We start from the raw sequence: 17883 nt of genomic DNA, 5'->3' as shown, positions 1-17883 counted from the left end.
CGTGACGCTTACACGTATCTTGAATACCATTTCTTTGACAAAGAAGGAAATGAAATTAAATAAACTAAAAACCGTTACTCTTAATTGAATAACGGTTTTTTTGTTTTTATAAATACCTGAAGTCCACCGGACTTCCTCCTCTTAATATCAAATCTCGTGACGCTTACACGTATCTTGAATACCATTTCTTTGACAAAGAAGGAAATGAAATTAAATAATACCAAAAACCGCTTTTCGAAAGATTGTCGGTTTTTTTATTGCTCAATAGTGATTTTTCTTTTGATTTCGTAACCCAAATCATCAACAACAGTCATTAAATAGCTTCCGGTTGGTAATAAAATTGGCATTTCGTGAAAAGTTTTGGTGCTTCCTAAGTAGATTTCGTTTGCGTACCAATATACTGTAGCATCGGTTTTGGTATGTGCTATTTTTATAATTGCGGGTTGTAATTCGCCATTGAAATTCTTGGTTAACATGATTTTTGTACCTTCATTTGGATAAATAAAACCCATAGTAACTTCTTGTAACTGTGATTCACAGCCATTTTTGAAGTTGGGCAATACTTGATAATCCACATTTTTGGATTTGTAATACCATTCCATCACGGGCGGCAATACAAACCACGAAAGCATGATCATATTTTCGGGTGATTCGCAAGAACTATTCACTCGAAATTGCTCCGTTGTATCCAAATGAATCCATTGATGATACGGACAATTTTCTGTTTTCTTAGCTGTTTTTGGTACCCAAGAAAGTACTTTTGGACAATTATCTTTTGCCAAAAACCCCGATTTTTCACAAACTTCAACTTCTTCCATGTCGTTATAAGGCGTTGCGAACCATTTAGCTTTTGGAAATAATTGAAAAACATCAAATAGTATTGGCGCAGCAGCTTCCACTCCAGATAACATAGGTCGACCTTCACCTGTTGCATTTCCAACCCAAACTCCCACAACATAATCTTGCGTTACACCAAGCGCCCAAGCATCGCGAGCACCAAAACTTGTTCCTGTTTTCCATGCCAATTCTAATGAAGAATCGTAAAAACGCCAAGCTTCATCACCATTGGGTCGGTTTACTTCTTTCATAGCACTTAATGTATGCCAAATGGAAGCGGGTTGTAGAATATTTTTCTGCTTAGTTGGCGAACCAAAATCTGCTTTTCTATCAAATTCATAATTCAAATTAGCCAATTCCTTAGTTCTATATTGATCTTGATTTTTGGTATAAAAGTCCAAAGTCCCAGCCATAAACGCATACGATTTACACAAATCCCACAAATTGGTTTCGGCACCACCTAAAATTAAGGAAAGTCCGTAGTTTGATGGCGGTCTATTAATGCTTCGAAATTGAAATTTTTGCAATTGCTCATAAAATTTATTCACCGAATACTCTTGCAAAAGCAAAACCGATGGAATATTCAACGAACGCGCCAAAGCTCTATCCGCTGGCACTGCACCATCATAAGTAAGATTGTAATTTTGAGGCGAATACCCCGAAATTTGCGTAGGAATATCAGGAACCAAAGATTTTGGCAACAACTCACCATCATCGAGCATAGAAGCGTATAAAAACGGCTTCAAAATACTGCCCGAACTTCTTGGCGCATCAATAATATCCACATCTTTTTGGTGGTCTTTATCTGTTGGACTGTTACCAACATAAGCCACGATATTTCGAGTTTTTACCTCAACAACCAAAACCGCCATATTATACACCTGATTTTGTTTGTATTGTTGGTAATATTGGTTTACAATTTCGTTTACACGTTCTTGAATGTCATAATTTATAGTGGTTACTACTTTTTGATTCGCTTGTTTTTTAGCTACTTTTTGCAACAAATGAGGTGCAATTTGTGGTACAGCAAAAGGTTTTTGTGGTAAGGTTTCTTCCAATGAAAGTTCGTAAGTAGCTTGATCAATTACTTGATTTTCATAAAGTCTTTTTAGTAACCGATTACGTTTTTGTAATAATTTTTCCTGATTTTTTCCAGGGTAAATTAAACTTGGTGCATTGGGTAAAACTGCTAAAGTTGCCGCTTCAGCCCAAGATAATTGATGCGATTGCAACCCAAAATAACGCCAAGAAGCCATTTCCAATCCCACTACATTACTTCCAAAAGGCGCGTGAGCAGCGTACAAGGCAAGAATTTCTTCTTTCGAATGGCGAAGTTCGAGTCGAGTGGCCAAAACCACTTCAATAACTTTCTCGAAATACGTTCTTTTTTTGCCGTTTCTGTGTAATCGAATTACTTGTTGGGTTAATGTACTTCCACCACGAACTACTTTATTTGCTTTTCTATTTTGCAAAAAAGCGTGATACATTGCACCAGGATTGAAGCCAACATGCTTATAAAAATATTGATCTTCAAAAGCTACAATACATTTTTCAAACTTATTGGGAACGCTATCGGTTTGTGGAAAACGCCATTGCCCATCAGCAGCTATTTTTGCACCTATTAATTGTCCATCTGAACTTTCAATTACGGTTGCATATTGGTTTTCGAAAAGTTGTTTGGGTAGTGAAAAATAGTAAACAACCATAAGCAACAACAAGAAAATGGATTTTTTCTTGTTATTTGTTACTTTAAGCTTGATGAAATTATAGAATTTCTGGAATATTTTTTTCACTTAATCACTTTGTTTTTGAAAAACCTAACAGGTTTTCGAAACCTGTTAGGTTTTTCAACTATTTAACAATTGTAATCCATTTTCCTTTCGTTCTTGCTATATACGTATTGTCGTACATGGCTTCGCATTGTATTCCTGGCAAATAGTAATTTCCTAGATAAGTTGCGCTTAAAAGTATATTAAACGTTCTGGTTTCTCCAGCTTTTAAACCAAAATAGAAATTAGTTCTATCATCGCGAATGTCAATGTAATCGGCTTTGTTTTCGGCATAACTTCCAAAATCTGTGAATCTGGAATTCATAATTTCAAATCCAGAAGGAAGAATTTGGGTTAAAGCCACATTTTCAATAGGTTCGTTTGACGTATTTCTTATGGTAATTTGGGCAATAATTTCGGTTCCTTGTGGAATTTCGTTCCAATTCAAATTGGCTCCTGCTCTAGTTTTATAGTTGACAATCGCACTTAAATTGGTAAACATTTCTTTTTCTTCACCAATTGGAAGCACGCCGCTATTCGTAACTCGAACATAAATCGTATTGTTGTTATTGTTCTTAATTTGCACCGAATTACTGCCATTTTTAACCACTAACTTTTTATCAGCAACAGATTTATTAGTAGTAACTGTCTCAGTTTTCCCATTATTTGTAACCGCAACTTGAATGCCTTTTCCTCCATTTTTAAGTGCAAATTTTGACATAGCATAAAGCGCATAAGCTGTTGTTTGCGTACTCATGTATTGATTCGAAGAAAGATTTTTAGCTAATTTATTTGCCAATTCAAAAGCTTGCGTTTTTTGGTCGACCAATAAATACGTTTCTAACAACATCGCTCGGTTTCTGTCTGCTGAACCGTAATAGTAATTGTTGTTGCTTTCTACTGAAGTTACTGTGTTTATCAAATTCACCGCTGCATTTTTTTGACCAATTAAAGCATACGAAGCCGCCAAACGCAACTTAGATTCGTTACTAATGCCAACTTCTCTCAATCGGTTCATGGAGCCAACATCAGCATTTCCGGCTAAAGCCAAAGTGTACAAACGATAGGCTTGAGCAAAATCATTGTTGTATTCTTTTCTAAAACGCCATTGTTTTGCTGTGTTTTTTTGGTACGAAACCCATTTATTTTTAAAACCAATTGGCAAAACATACCCTTTTTTCTCCGCTTCTATCAAAAAATGTCCCACATAAGAAGTGCTCCAATCATCCGCATTTGTATTTCCTTGCCAATACGAAACGCCACCATTTGCAATTTGGAAGCGACCCAATTTTTGGATAGCATCATTGATATGACGTTGAATTTGTTGTTTTTTGGCATCATCAAGCGCTACAACATCGGCTAAATACAACTGAGGAAAAGCCGCAGAAGTAGTTTGTTCTACACAACCGTGCGGATATTGAATCAAATATTTTAATCTTCTGTTGAAATCAATTGTTGGGAAAGATGAAACTTCTAATTGTGCTTTGTTGGTTCCATTTACGCCAAAAGTTGTCCAATTGATGGTTTTGGTTGTATTGGGTTCCAAAATCAAATCGACAAAATCAGTAGTTTCTGGATTTGGATTAACAATATCAATTTCAACAGGAAACGAAGCTTTTTCAGAACCCGAAGTAGCTATAATTTCGATTTTTCCTAAACCAATGACATCGTTTACTTCCAAATCAAAATACAGCATTTTTTCATCAGGTGAAGCAAATGAAAGTTGTTTGGTTGCTGTTTCAAGCACTCGGAAACCTGAATTCGTTTTTACTTGAACACTTACATTTTTCACGTTATTTTCCATAGCAAAAACAGTAACTGGCAACGTGATTTTTTCGTTGGAAGAAATTTTTCTTGGCACTGAAGCTAATACCATCAACGGACTTCTGACAGTCGAAGTTTTTTCGGAAGCACCGTAAGCATTGGTAGTAGCATTTCCAGCAACCACCATAGTACGAACTGAACCCACGTAATTTGGCATGGTAAATTGGTGCGTTTGGGTTTGTCCTTTTTCCAATTTGAATGGTCCCATATAAATCACCACTGGTTTGAAACGGTTTGCTTTTTTGGCATTGCCACCGCCTAAATCCTCGTCACCACCAATACTGAAAATTTGGTTGATTTTTCCTCCGTAAGCTCCAATTACATCATCATAAACATCCCAAGATTTTACTCCTAAAGCTTGTTTGGCATAAAACTTATTCCAAGCATTTGGCGTTTTAAATCGAGTTAAATCTAGCAAACCGTCATCAACAATAGCGATGGTATACGTCATTTCTTTGCCGTTTTTTTCGCTGACTTTTACACTTGCTTTCTTTTCTGGTCGCAATACGTCTGGCATTGTTATTTGAGGTTCCAAAACGGTATTTTTATCTACTACTTCGATTGGTAAAACACCATACATTCTAATAGGTGTATCATTTAAAGTGGAAGCATGCGGTTTCAATAGCGAAATATTCACGTAAACATTGGGAGCCATATCTGGCGTAACTGGAATTTCTACTTTAGTCTCTCCTTTAGTTGTGGTTGCCCAAAGTGTTTTCACTACTTTAGAACCATTTTCTAACGACAATAAAGCGCGACTTCCTTCGCTGGATGGAAACGAAATAATCGCTTTTTCACCAACAGCATATTTTTGTTTATCCGAAGTAAATACTAGCATATTTGCTGTATTGGCATCACCTGATTTTGATTTACCTGACCAATACGGCCAATCAATAATTTCGGTAGTACTTGTGGCGTGACCGTCATTCGTATCTTCCACACGAATCAAATATCTTCCCCATTCGTTTTCTGGAACTTGGAACTGAAAACTGGCTTTTCCAGAAGCATCAGTGTTCACTACAAAATTTTTGTAAGCCGTAGTAACATTGGAAGCATTATATTGAGCTAAATCATCACCATTGGAATTCCACCACCAGCGCCAAGACACTTTATAAACACGAACTTCCAAGTTTCGAACGGCTTTTGGACTCCCATTTTCGGATAAAGTTACCACTTCAAAACGGTTCATTTTATCGGTTTCCAGCATGCCGTATTTGTTAGGCGTTGGGCGTTTTAAACCCACATACGTTTTGTATGGCGAATAGGTTGCTGAAACTACATCCGTGCTGAAATCGCCTCCGTTTTCAAAAGCTTTGGTTTGCATAACAATTTTCAGTTTTCCTGGAGCTTGCTTTTGGATTTTAGGTTGTAGCGTGACATTGGTTTTACCAAAATCATCTAATTTTCCAGAGAAAACATTGACTTCTTCGGTGAAAAATTTTCGCACTTCGTCATCAAAATCATAATTGGAATAACCTTTAAAAGTAGTGGCTTGCTCCATAAATTTGGCTTGCATTTCTACTTTTAAGTTTTTGGCAATAGCACCGTGCAACCAAGCTACTTCAACTTTTCCGTTATTGGGTTTACTTCCAAAAATTTGAGCATCGGCAAAACTGTTTTTGATTTTTAAACGATTAGGTTTGATGGTTTCAATCTTGATGCTTTTGTAAAAATTGGCGCCACCAACCGAAATTTTAGCTTCCCAATTTCCTGTAAAATCTGTTGGTTTAGTTGCTACTTTGAAAACATAATGATTGCTTTCCTTGTATTTTTGAACGGATTGATACGTTAATTTTCCGCGAGGATCACTCAAATGAAATTTGATAGGATGCGATTTTTCTAGTCTACTTTCGTTGTCGTTCAACATGAAAGCAATATGTAAAGTATCGCCTGGACGCCAAACGCCTCTTTCGCCATAAATAAAACCTTTTAATCCTTTTTCTAGTGTTTCGCCACTAACATCAAAGTTACTTACGGATAGTGATTGCCCTTCATCCAAACGAACATAAGTTGTGTTTTTATCTTTGGTTACAATGGCAAAAAATGCATAACGCTTGGTTTCTGTCGTTGCAAATCCGTCGGCATCTGTTGTTATATTGGCTAATTTTTGTTGTTGGAAATCATACAACTCAATAGTCGCTCCCGAAACTGGATTGGCAGAAACAATGTCGTTTACAGCGAAGAAATAACTTCCGTTTTCGCCTCTTTTAGCAATCACACCTAAATCTGTTGCGATTACATTTGTTCCAATGGTATTGTTGTAATAGTACGAATTGGTGCACGGATCTTCTCTTTCGTACCAATCATAATCGTCATAATAATCGTCGTAATATCCAGAATTGCTTCGAACTTCGCCAGTGTCTTCCGATTCATTTTCCTCTTCATTTTCCTCTTCAGAAGAAGCACATTTATAAAGCGAATATTTCTTGCCAAAACTCAACTCTACACGATAAATGGCTCCCGGTTCAGTTTGAATTATTTTTGATAAATCGATGGCGTAAGCATTCCATTTGCTATAATTGGATAAATTATTTTTCTTTAAAACTAACTTGTGTTTGGCAATTGGCGCGGCTACTTTTCTTAAATTACGTTGTCCATTTATCTCGTTATCTTGCAGAAATTGTAAAATATTGTTCTTGTAAATGCGGTACACTTTTACATCAACAGCACTTACATTTACAGCTTCAAAATTGATTTTTAGATTATTAGAACTTGGCAAAATAGTCCCACTTTTTACAAATCGAACAGCGGGTTTCATTTGTTCGAAAGAAACTTTTTGTTCAAAATTTTGCTTCATTTTGAATCCGTCTTCGCTTTGAATTCCTTGAAAAACTTCTACCAATAGTTCTCCTTTCAGCGGTTCGGCGAAAAATACTTTCAAAAGATTTCCAGCGGTTGCGAATTTCAAATTGGTTGCTGATTCAACTTGGACTAAACCGCTAAAATCTTGTCCTTTTTTTAAGGGATCAGAGAAATTCAACAAAAGCACTTGGTTGTTACTTTCTTGGACTTCTGCACTAATGATTTTGAAATTATTTTTACCTGGAATTTCGTATTCTAGGCTTCCTTTTTGTTTGATTCCAAAGTCATTTCCGTTCCAAGCAATGGTAATTTTAGAGTCGTCTACCAAACGTTGAATGCTATCGATTACGAATTTAAATTCTTTGGAAGCACTCAATGCTTTATCGATTTTCACTTTTAATGGTTTTCCATTTTGGGTTACTTGAACTAGTTTTTTGGCAATGTCCAAATCCAAATTATCACTGGTTGTAATAGTTCCGTTTAAATAGGAAAAATCTTTGCTATACGATTGCAAATCTTGTGTATTAATGACAAAATCTTGTTTGATGGTTTTGATAGTAAAATTGAAATTTTTCAATTCTTTTGGCACGTCTTTCACTTCAGACAAATGAAAAGTAACTTGATATTCTTTATCATTTTCCAATGGCTTTTTAGGAACGAAAGCTATGGTGTTATTTGATAGTGCTATTACTTTTCCGTCTACGCTGGGTGAAATTGTAAAATAATCGGAATCCAATTCTTGATTGGGCGTCCATTCTTTTTTATCGAATGCCAAAACCACACGAATATCATTTGAAGCCGAGACCAAACCCGAACTAAAATTCAGAATATACTCTTTGTAAAGAGAAAAATCAGAATTAAAATCTTTAGAATCTTTGGAACAAGAAAGGGCTAAAAATACAATCAACAAGAGATTGACAACGCGAAATTGCTTCATAAAAAGTAGAATTAGAATGGAAAATGTACCACAATTGCATAACATCAAAAAGTATGCAAATATTGTTTAAAGATAGAAAAAACTTATAAATTTTCGTATTAAAAATTTTTAACGTTTGTTCCTAAAAAAAGCACGCATCAATAAAGCACACTCTTTTTCTAAAACACCAGAAACCACAACAGTTTTCGGATGTAGTTGTGTTCCCATTTTTTGAAAACCACGATTTTCATCGGAAGCGCCATAAACAATTTTTGAAATTTGGGACCAATACAAAGCTCCAGCGCACATTTGGCAAGGTTCAAGTGTTACGTACAACGTGCAATCTTTCAAATATTTTCCACCTAAAAAATTGGCAGCACTAGTGATGGCTTGCATTTCGGCGTGAGCAGTGACATCATGTAGCAATTCAGTTAAATTATGACTTTTTGCAATCACTCGATTATCGATTACAATGACAGCACCAACAGGAATTTCACCTTTTTCAAAAGCAGTTTCGGCTTCTTGTAAGGCTTTTTTCATGAAAAACTCGTCGGTAAAAATTTGCTCCATAATTACAAAAATACAACAACCAATGCTTACTTTTGTGACGAAATGGAAAATTTGCTTTCAAAAATTAATAACCCAACCGATTTGAGGAAACTTCCTGAAAATCAATTGCCTCAATTAGCTCAAGAATTGAGAAATTTTATCATTGATATTATTTCCAAAAAAGAAGGGCATCTGGGAGCGAGTTTGGGTGTTGTGGAATTAACAATTGCGCTGCATTACGTTTTCAATACTCCAGAAGACTTATTGGTTTGGGATGTGGGTCATCAAGCCTACGGACATAAAATCTTAACCGAAAGACGCGACATTTTTCATACCAATAGAGCGTTACACGGAATTTCTGGTTTTCCAAGACGAGAAGAAAGTGAATATGATGCTTTTGGCGTGGGACATTCTTCTACTTCGATTTCGGCTGCGCTTGGAATGGCTTTGGCTTCGCAATTAAAAGGAGAAGTTGACAAACAACATATTGCAGTTATTGGTGACGCATCGATTGCGAGCGGAATGGCTTTTGAGGGTTTGAATCATACTGGAGTTACCGATGCGAATTTATTGGTAATTTTAAATGACAACGCCATTGGGATTGATCCAAGTATTGGAGCTTTGAAAAACTATCTAACTTCGGTTAAAGAAGGCAAAAATCCAAAACAAAATAACATTATTAAGTCGTTGAATTTTGATTATTCGGGTCCAATTGACGGGCATGACTTACCCAAATTACTTTCGGAATTAGAACGATTAAAAAAAGTAAAAGGTCCGAAATTTTTGCATGTGATTACTACCAAAGGAAAAGGATTGCAATTGGCAGAAGAAGACCAAGTAAAATATCATGCACCAGGAAAATTTGATGCCGAAACTGGAAAAATTCACCCAAAAGACGAATCACATTTACCGCCGAAATTTCAAGATGTTTTTGGACATACTTTGGTAGAATTAGCAGGAAAAAACGAAAAAATCATTGGAATTACTCCAGCTATGCCTACAGGAAGTTCCATGAAATACATGATGGAAGCTTTTCCAAAACGTGCTTTTGACGTTGGGATAGCCGAACAACACGCTGTTACCCTAGCCGCGGGAATGGCCACACAAGGAATGGTGGTTTTTTGTAATATCTATTCCACTTTTTTGCAACGCGCTTATGACCAAGTGATTCATGATGTAGCTTTGCAAAATTTGCCTGTTATTTTTTGCTTGGATAGAGCGGGTTTGGTAGGTGAAGATGGCGCTACGCATCATGGTGTTTTTGATATTGCGTATTTGAATTGCATTCCAAATTTAATTATAGCAGCACCAAAGGATGAAGTGGAATTACGAAACCTAATGTTTACTGCTTCAGAAGGTTTGAATCATCCTATTGCGATTCGCTATCCCAGAGGAAGAGGCGAAAATGTGGATTGGCAACAACCGTTTGAAAAAATTGAAATTGGAAAGATAACCCAACTTCAAAAAGGAACAAAAGTGGCAGTTTTATCGACTGGAACTATTGGAAATAATGTAACGAAAGCTTTAGCTGAAACTGAAAATTCGAGTTTATTTTCGCATTATCATTTCCCATTTGTAAAACCTTTGGATATAAAAGAAATTTCAAAAATAATTGATTCGCATGATTACATTATAACCGTTGAAGACGGCGTAATTACTGGTGGTTTTGGCGAGCAAATTAATTCGATTGTGGTTCGACAACATTTACAAAAACCAATAAAAAACTTAGGGATTTCTGATTCGTTTATAGAACATGGAACAGTTTTTGAGCTACAACAAATTTGCAAAATAGACGTTACTAATTTAATTCAACTATTTAATACCTTTCAACATGACTAAAAAAGCCTTACTACTAGGATTTTTATTTATGGTTTTTCAAGCCAATGCCCAAATTATCCAAACTACTTCCCCTGATACTATTTCGAAATGGGAAAAGAAAAACAGAATAGGTTTAGATTTATCGCAAATCACTTTTTTAAACTGGAATGCAGGAGGTAATAACTCTATTTCTGGTCTTGCACGTGCAAATTTTCAAAGAAATTATTCAAAAGGAAATTTGAGATGGAGCAACGAACTTATTATGCGCTATGGAATTAATAAACAAGAAGATAGAGAAGTTAGAAAAACGGATGACCAATTTCAGATTAATTCGAATTTTGGATACAAAAAAGATTCATTATCAAATTGGTATTATGCAGGGAGATTTAATTTTCAAACCCAATTCGCCAACGGATATGCTTACCCAAATGTAGACTTAGCAATTTCTAAACCTTTTGCTCCTGCTTATATCTTCTTAGGTATTGGTTCTGAATATTCTCGCAAAGATTTGAATTTAAACGTTTATTTATCGCCATTAACTCAAAAAACAACATTAGTTTTTGATCAACGCTTGGCTAATCAAGGGGCTTTTGGTGTTAACAAAGCCATTTTAGACTCTGACGGAAACATTATTAAAGAAGGGAAATTATATCGTAATGAAGTTGGTATTTTAATTACCAATCAATGGAAAAAAGAAGTGTATAAAAATATGATTTTGGAACATCGAGTGAGTTTTTATACAGATTATTTAAATAAATTTGGAAATATCGATGTAGATTGGCAATTGCAATTAGAAATGGTCGTAAATCAATACGTTAAAGCAAATATTGGTACTCACATTATGTATGACGACGACATCAAAGCTAAAGAAGAAATTGATGGACAACAAGTGGTTATTGGCCCTAAAATTCAATTGAAACAACTTTTAGGAGTTGGGGTTGTTTATGAGTTTTAGCTTTATTTCAGTTGAAATTATTTTTTTTTTAAATAAAGCAATCCCATCTAATCTTAAACATTTATCATAATAAAAGAGATAGAATTTATTAGTATGAAATATTTTATAATTTTATTTTTTTTTCTTTCATGTTCAAACAAAAATTATCAACAAAATGTAGTAAATAGTAATGAAGTTATTTTTCATTTAAATGAAGTTGTTATTGTTGATAAAAAAATAATCAGTGAAATTAAAACGTCAATTCTTCAATATGTTAGAGATTGTAAAATTAAACCTGATTACGGATTTTTAATTAAAGAAGATAAAATGATTTTATCATTAACAAAATATCAGATTTCTGATGATTTTAAAATTAATGAAATACAGAATCGATTAAATCTTACTAAAGGAATTTTATTTATTGATGAAATACCTATTTTAATATATTATAAAGGGAATGATGATAAGTCATTCTATTTGAAAAAAAATAAATTAAAATTTGATATAAAGAGTTCTAATCAAGGCTGTGTTTTGGATAAATACTATCAATTTAAAAATGAAGAATTAATTTTGTATGATGAGTTTTTTCTTGGAAATATTAAAGTTGAAAAAGCAAAGTAATAGCTGGTTATAGTAGTGTTTACAAGTATAAATACAACGGTAAAGAGTATCAAGACGAGTTAGGGCTTAACTTCTACGACTATGGAGCTAGAAATTATGACCCTGCTTTAGGTAGATATTTTACTATGGATAATTTTTCAGAAGCATTTTACAATATAAACCCTTATCAATACACCGCTAATAATCCAGTAAAATTTATAGATGTAAATGGTGATTATATTTACATATGGCAAGGAGGGACTAGGTTTAGATATGATAATGGGAAGATTTTCTCACAAGACAAAGATAAAGGAACATGGGACGAATATCAAGCTGAAGAAGGAAGTTATGTTGCTCAAATATTAGAAGCTTTAAACGGAATTACTATGGGAGATTCAAATTCTTTTGGAGCTCAATTTTTACGCTTATTTGAAAATGAAAATATAAATGTAGACATCGGGATAAACGTATCAAAACAGTTAGATATGAAAGATAGAAATATTACTTTTGATGATTATATATATACAAGTTTTAATCAAAAAGGTAAGGTTCAAACTACAGATGGTCTTAAAGATTTAATTTTTCATATAACCCTAGCTCATGAATTAGCTCATGGTTTATCATATAATTTATTTAATTCTTCAGAAAGGGATAAGCCTTGGATAAAAGCAAATTCTGAAAATGGCTTAGTAAAAGATGTTAAGCAAGATGAAATATTCGCAACAATGTTTGAGAATATGATTAGAGCAGAGCAAGGATTACCAATAAGAACTCATTATATTTTAGGTGGTAGTTCGATGGAGGAATCAAGGATAATTAAGAAATCAAAACTTCAAAATCCCTTTCATACGCAATATGAACCTACAGAACAAGCGCTTAAAATTTGGAATAATATTGTAAGAACACGTAAATAATGAAAAACGGCAAATTAAATCTACTCTATATTTTATATATTATGTTCCTTTACAGTTGTAGCACTCCTAAATTTTATAGTGAGATTAATCAAATGCAGAACGATATTAAAAACGAAACTGAGAAAAATACAGATAGCGCTATTAGTGTAAAAATTAAAAGCAATGATGTAAATAGACTTGTATTTAAAAGGTTAGAAAAAGAATTAGTGTATACTAATCATATCATTTATTTTAATATTCCTAGTTCTTCAATAATGGATGAAAAGTATTGGTTTGTTGTATATGATGTTGATAATCAAAAGTATTATGAATTGGAAAGCAGTGATAATAATAAAAAAAGAATTCAATTATTAAATTCTAGTGACACTTTAATAAATAGTTATTATCGTTTTATTTTTAACAGTTATTTAGATGATAAATGTGAAATGTTAAAACAAAAAGGTAATACTTCTAAATCAGGTGTAAGTACATATGAAGCTATTTATGAAGTAAATTTAAAAAGCAAAGTTAATAGAAGTTGTTATTTTAGAAATTTTCTATATTTGGAATAATGGTAATGTACCTGGTAATGGGTAATGTATCAGATTTGGTAATGTATCGTGATGAACACTTTTAAGGTGTTTAATGATTTGATAATCAATAAAAATTAAAAATAATTGTAAAAAAGATGAGCTATATAGTTCATCTTTTTTTATGTTTAAAGGGCTTAAATCAAAGAAAATGGTGAAAAATGAACCGCACCATCCGCAACCATTTTAAAATAAACGGTTCCATTTAAGGAACTGGTTAAAAAAGTAAAGCCCACTTAACGTGGGCTTTGTTGTTTTATAGTGCTGCTACATTTTTATTAAAGAAGTCTTTAAATTTTTTCTTGGTTAGCATCGTGTCAACGATTTTAAAAATGGTTGTTTTATCCTCTTCATCAAGTTGATTAATCAGATGAAGCTTCTCAAAGTCTGGTTTGTCTACAATAGTAACTTCTTCAGGAATAATATTTTCGTAGTTCAGTATTTGGTCAGTAGTAAGGTTAAAGAGCTTACTTAATTTTTGCAGTTCGTCAATAGATAAATCTCTGTGACCGTTTCCCGACCGCTCGGATATCTCCCCTCAACGTTAGCGCAGATTTGCAATCTGTGCCCACAAAGTATATAAAAGCAAAAACCACTCTGTAAAAAGGAGTGGTTTTGTTGTTTTATAGGAAAGTCTAAATCTATTATATAGCTTTAAGTTTTACATTATTAATCATAGCACCGCACCATACGCAACCATTTTAAAATAAACGGCACCATTTAAGGAACTGGTTAAAAAGCAAAGCCCAAGAGTTGAGTAATTTTTGGGCTTTTTTTTTGGTTATTTGCTTTGTTGTTTGTATTGTTCTAGAAGTGTTTTATTGTTGTTTTTATAAGCTTCTAACTCTTTCTTAGGAACAACTTTTAAAAATGAAAAAGGCAGAAAAAATGGAGCCATCTCAAATTTGAGATGGCTTCTATTTAATAGTTGTTTTATAATACTATTTCTTAATTATTTTTTCTGAGTAATTAAAACCATCTCCTTCGATTCGAGCAATATAAATACCCGATTGAAGACTATTTAAATCAATTGCTTTTTCAAATAAATAATCAAAATTATCAGAATAAACCACTTTACCATTAATATCGTAAAACTCAATTTTAATATTACCTGTGTAATTTGGAATACTTAGATTAACAATACCATTCGATGGATTTGGATACATTTTAGTTGCTTTTGCAAACTCATTATCATTATTTGACAACGTAGTAGATGTAAATACTCCAGAGAAAATTCCTCTACCATAAGTAGCTGCAAAAACCGTATTATCATTACGTAAATCCAAATCAGTAACTTTAACATTACTCATTCCATTATAAGACTGATTCCATGTTGGTGTTGGAGAACTAAAATTATTGGTAAACCAAACACCTAATTCCGTTCCAATAATTACTTCTTCAGTGTTTAATGGATTTTGTAGAATCGCTTTAACTGGGATATCTGGGAAATTACCTTCTTTATTTTGCCATGTCAATCCACCATCGTTTGTATACCAAATACTAACAACGTTATAATTATGGAAAGTCACAAAAATTTCATTATTATTTCTACCGTATTCTACATCTGAAATACTTCCTACGAAGCTAGGCCCTGAAATGTCGGCCCAAACAGGCGTTGTATTAGCATTTGTTAAACGTAGTAATCTTCCTAATCTAGTACCAACCAACAATGTAGTTGAAGTAGTTGTGTACGGGGATACTGTAAATGCTGTAGGCGGGCTAGTTAACAAATCATTTGTTAAAAGTGTTTTTCCAACAGTTCCAGATTTTAAATTGGTATATCTTCTTATTCTATTAGGAGGCGTTGCTGTTCCTAGAGAATAATCAGCGTAAAGTATATCTAAGCTAGAATCTAATCCCATTGGCGCAATAAATGCACCATTTGCAGTACCTTCGGCATTAATTGTTCTAGTTGTACCTCCAGCCATTGGTCTATAAATAATCTGCTGGTTATACACATAATTAGAAATGTAATATCTATCAGCTCCTTGGTCAAACATTGTATATGCGCCATCTCCACCTTGAGATTGAACGCTTGAATTAACACCTTCAACAACATTTCCAAAATATTGAGTTCCATTATCTTGTGAACCTGCAGCAAAATAATTATTACCCGGCAATCCTGAAACAGCACTTGTTGGAGCAACTCCTAAACTGTAAAATTGTGTAATATTTAAATTATTATTTCTAGCAAATATTACATTACTTGTTGCTGCAGTTGACAAACTACCCGTGTAATATACACCTCCATCATTCCCAAAAATTGCTTGGTTTGAATTTCCAGGTCTAAATGCCATTCCATGTTGATCTGCATGAACTAAAGAGCAAGAAAGACCCGATAAGAAATTATTATTTGACCATTTAGAAATTTGTGTCCAAGTGCCGCCACCATTAGTTGATCTAAATAGATCTATACCTCCAGCGTAAAGAATGTTATCATTGTTAGGATCTACTTCTAACATTAAATCAAAGAAAGCTTGTCCTCTACAAAAATCATTTGCAGGTATTCCAGTATCAGCATCATTTGGTAAAGCCATTGGGCCGCTTGACACAAAACTATTTGAAGTTGAATACATTTCAACACCTGTTGGAACTTCAGCTAAAACATATACTTTCCCAGCTGCTGAAGAAGAAACTGCAATTTGAGTTCTATCACCATCTAGCACTTCAAATCGTTCAAAAAAGTTTACACCATCTGTTGAAGATAAAACTTTACCTCCTCCATCATTATAAACTGTACTTTTAATAGTTGATAACCAAATAGTGTTATCAACTCCAACTTCAATGTCATTTGGACATAGCGGATTACCATTTGCTGTTTCAGGCAAGTTCAATTTTTGCCAATTTGCTCCACCGTCAACTGACTTATATAATCCATAATCTGGACCTGACATATAAGTAACTGCATTGGCAGCTGAGTAAAAAGAATCACCCGCTGCTAAATAAATTTCCGATACACCACCGTTGTTTCTTATCTTAATATCATTAACATACTGTATTCCAGGTACTAAATTTCCAGTAAATTGACCAGGTTCTGGCGCAATTAAAGTTACATTAACATTTCCAGAACCTAGAGCTGCTTGAAGAATATCACCATCTGCTTTTGATATCATAACTGAAGGAATAGTAATGGTTTCATCAGTACCCCCCATAGGAACAGGAGTTCCATCAATATTGTTCATCATGATTACAGCAATAGCTCCAGCATTTTGCGCATTTTTAACTTTTTGAGCAAACGTACAATTACCTCTTCTAATTAAAGCAATTTTACCACTAACTTGAGCTGCGTTTGTTAAGCCATTACAACCTAATGTACTTGTTGCTCCTGAACCATCATTAACTAGAACAATATCTGATGTAATGTTAGAACTCAAAGGTAAACCAAAAGCAGTAGTTGGATAACATGCATAATCATTAGCAATTCCAGCTGGAGTATTAACCCTAACTGCTGCTGCAGATTCAAAAGTTGTAGCTCCTGAAATTCCACCAAATATTTTAGTCCAAGTATTTCCACCATCTACTGATTTCCAAACACCATCACCATTCACATCTCCTCCTACATATGATTCTCCAGTACCTAAATAAAATACATTTGTGTTATTAGGATCATAAGTTATGGTTGATACTGCTAAATTATCAGGTATGTTTACTCTTGTCCACGCAGTATTGGCGGTAATATCAGTGTTTTTCCATAATCCTCCACTTACACCACCTGCATAAACAGTTCTATAAGTAGCATCATTAGGGTCAAACATAACTGCTCTTACTCTTCCTCCTACATTATTTGGCCCTCTTTCAACCCAATTATTATTTGAAGCATCTCCGGGTGTTCTCCCCTCCGAAATAGCCTGAAGTCTTTCTTCTAACAATTGATTTCTTAATCGATGTAAATTTTCGGGATTTGGTCTTCCTGTTTCAGGATTCATGGTTAATTCCCACTCCAATTCGTAGTATTTCTTAGGGGGAATTCCTAAAGCCTTACGTTCCGATTTGGTTAGATTTAACGTATTCTTGAAAGGACTATTCTGCAAAAATTGCTGATGCTTCTTTCTTAAAACTTCTGTTTCAGAAAGTTCCTCACAGTCATTATATGTCTGTGAAATATAAGAACTACTGGTTTTAGTTTTTGCTGTATTTACAGTACTTAAAACAGTACTAGTCTCTTGCTTTTCGACCAGATTTTCATTAGTGTTTACTTGACTATCAAGCGTTGAAGAATTTTTTTCAACACTAGTTTCTGATTTAGGATTGTTACATCCAAATACAAGAAAAACTAATAGATTTAATAAAAATAATTGTTTTTTCATATGTTATAAAAGGGGTTAATTTAATCTCCAAATTTAAAGATATT

At 33.9% G+C, this 17883-nt stretch carries 9 protein-coding genes; 5 read left to right on the top strand and 4 right to left on the bottom strand.

Annotated features, from left to right (window positions below):
- Positions 1-254: 254 nt before the first annotated feature.
- The 3 genes from pbpC to DPN68_RS11975 all read right to left on the bottom strand — a co-directional run bounded on the left by pbpC (position 255) and on the right by DPN68_RS11975 (position 8718).
- Complete coding sequence (pbpC, locus tag DPN68_RS11985) at positions 255-2543, bottom strand: penicillin-binding protein 1C (protein WP_113989885.1); 2289 nt, start codon at positions 2541-2543, stop codon at positions 255-257.
- A 145-nt stretch (positions 2544-2688) separates the two neighbouring features.
- On the bottom strand, positions 2689-8169 hold the full coding sequence (locus DPN68_RS11980; protein WP_113989882.1) for an alpha-2-macroglobulin family protein: 5481 nt from the start codon (positions 8167-8169) through the stop codon (positions 2689-2691).
- A 108-nt stretch (positions 8170-8277) separates the two neighbouring features.
- Positions 8278-8718: a nucleoside deaminase gene (locus DPN68_RS11975; RefSeq protein WP_113989881.1), complete on the bottom strand. Its 441-nt coding sequence runs from the start codon at positions 8716-8718 to the stop codon at positions 8278-8280.
- Between the two features lie 42 nt (positions 8719-8760).
- On the opposite strand from DPN68_RS11975, the gene DPN68_RS11970 reads away from it, so the two are divergent.
- The 5 genes from DPN68_RS11970 to DPN68_RS11950 all read left to right on the top strand — a co-directional run bounded on the left by DPN68_RS11970 (position 8761) and on the right by DPN68_RS11950 (position 13514).
- Positions 8761-10536 (top strand): 1-deoxy-D-xylulose-5-phosphate synthase, encoded by a 1776-nt coding sequence (locus DPN68_RS11970; RefSeq protein WP_113989880.1) that lies wholly within the window; start codon positions 8761-8763, stop codon positions 10534-10536.
- On the top strand, positions 10529-11470 hold the full coding sequence (locus tag DPN68_RS11965) for a DUF3078 domain-containing protein (RefSeq protein WP_113989879.1): 942 nt from the start codon (positions 10529-10531) through the stop codon (positions 11468-11470). The genes DPN68_RS11970 and DPN68_RS11965 overlap by 8 nt, the downstream gene beginning before the upstream one ends.
- 93 nt (positions 11471-11563) lie before the next feature.
- Complete coding sequence (locus DPN68_RS11960; RefSeq protein WP_113989878.1) at positions 11564-12070, top strand: hypothetical protein; 507 nt, start codon at positions 11564-11566, stop codon at positions 12068-12070.
- Entirely contained in the window at positions 12070-12963 is an 894-nt protein-coding gene (locus DPN68_RS13335; protein WP_239987126.1) for an RHS repeat-associated core domain-containing protein, read from the top strand. The genes DPN68_RS11960 and DPN68_RS13335 overlap by 1 nt, the downstream gene beginning before the upstream one ends.
- Positions 12963-13514 carry a hypothetical protein gene (locus tag DPN68_RS11950; protein WP_133256603.1) on the top strand — a complete coding sequence of 184 codons (552 nt, stop codon included), beginning with the start codon at positions 12963-12965 and terminating at the stop codon, positions 13512-13514. Before DPN68_RS13335 ends, DPN68_RS11950 begins: the two co-directional genes overlap by 1 nt.
- A gap of 959 nt (positions 13515-14473) precedes the next feature.
- Here DPN68_RS11950 and DPN68_RS11940 read toward each other — a convergent pair.
- Complete coding sequence (locus DPN68_RS11940; RefSeq protein ID WP_113989875.1) at positions 14474-17839, bottom strand: PA domain-containing protein; 3366 nt, start codon at positions 17837-17839, stop codon at positions 14474-14476.
- Positions 17840-17883: the final 44 nt, after the last annotated feature.

Source organism: Flavobacterium tibetense, assembly GCF_003293845.1.
GTDB classification, from domain to species: domain Bacteria; phylum Bacteroidota; class Bacteroidia; order Flavobacteriales; family Flavobacteriaceae; genus Flavobacterium; species Flavobacterium tibetense.
Note: the sequence above shows the minus strand (reverse complement) of the source record. Positions and strands in the feature narration are given on the sequence as shown.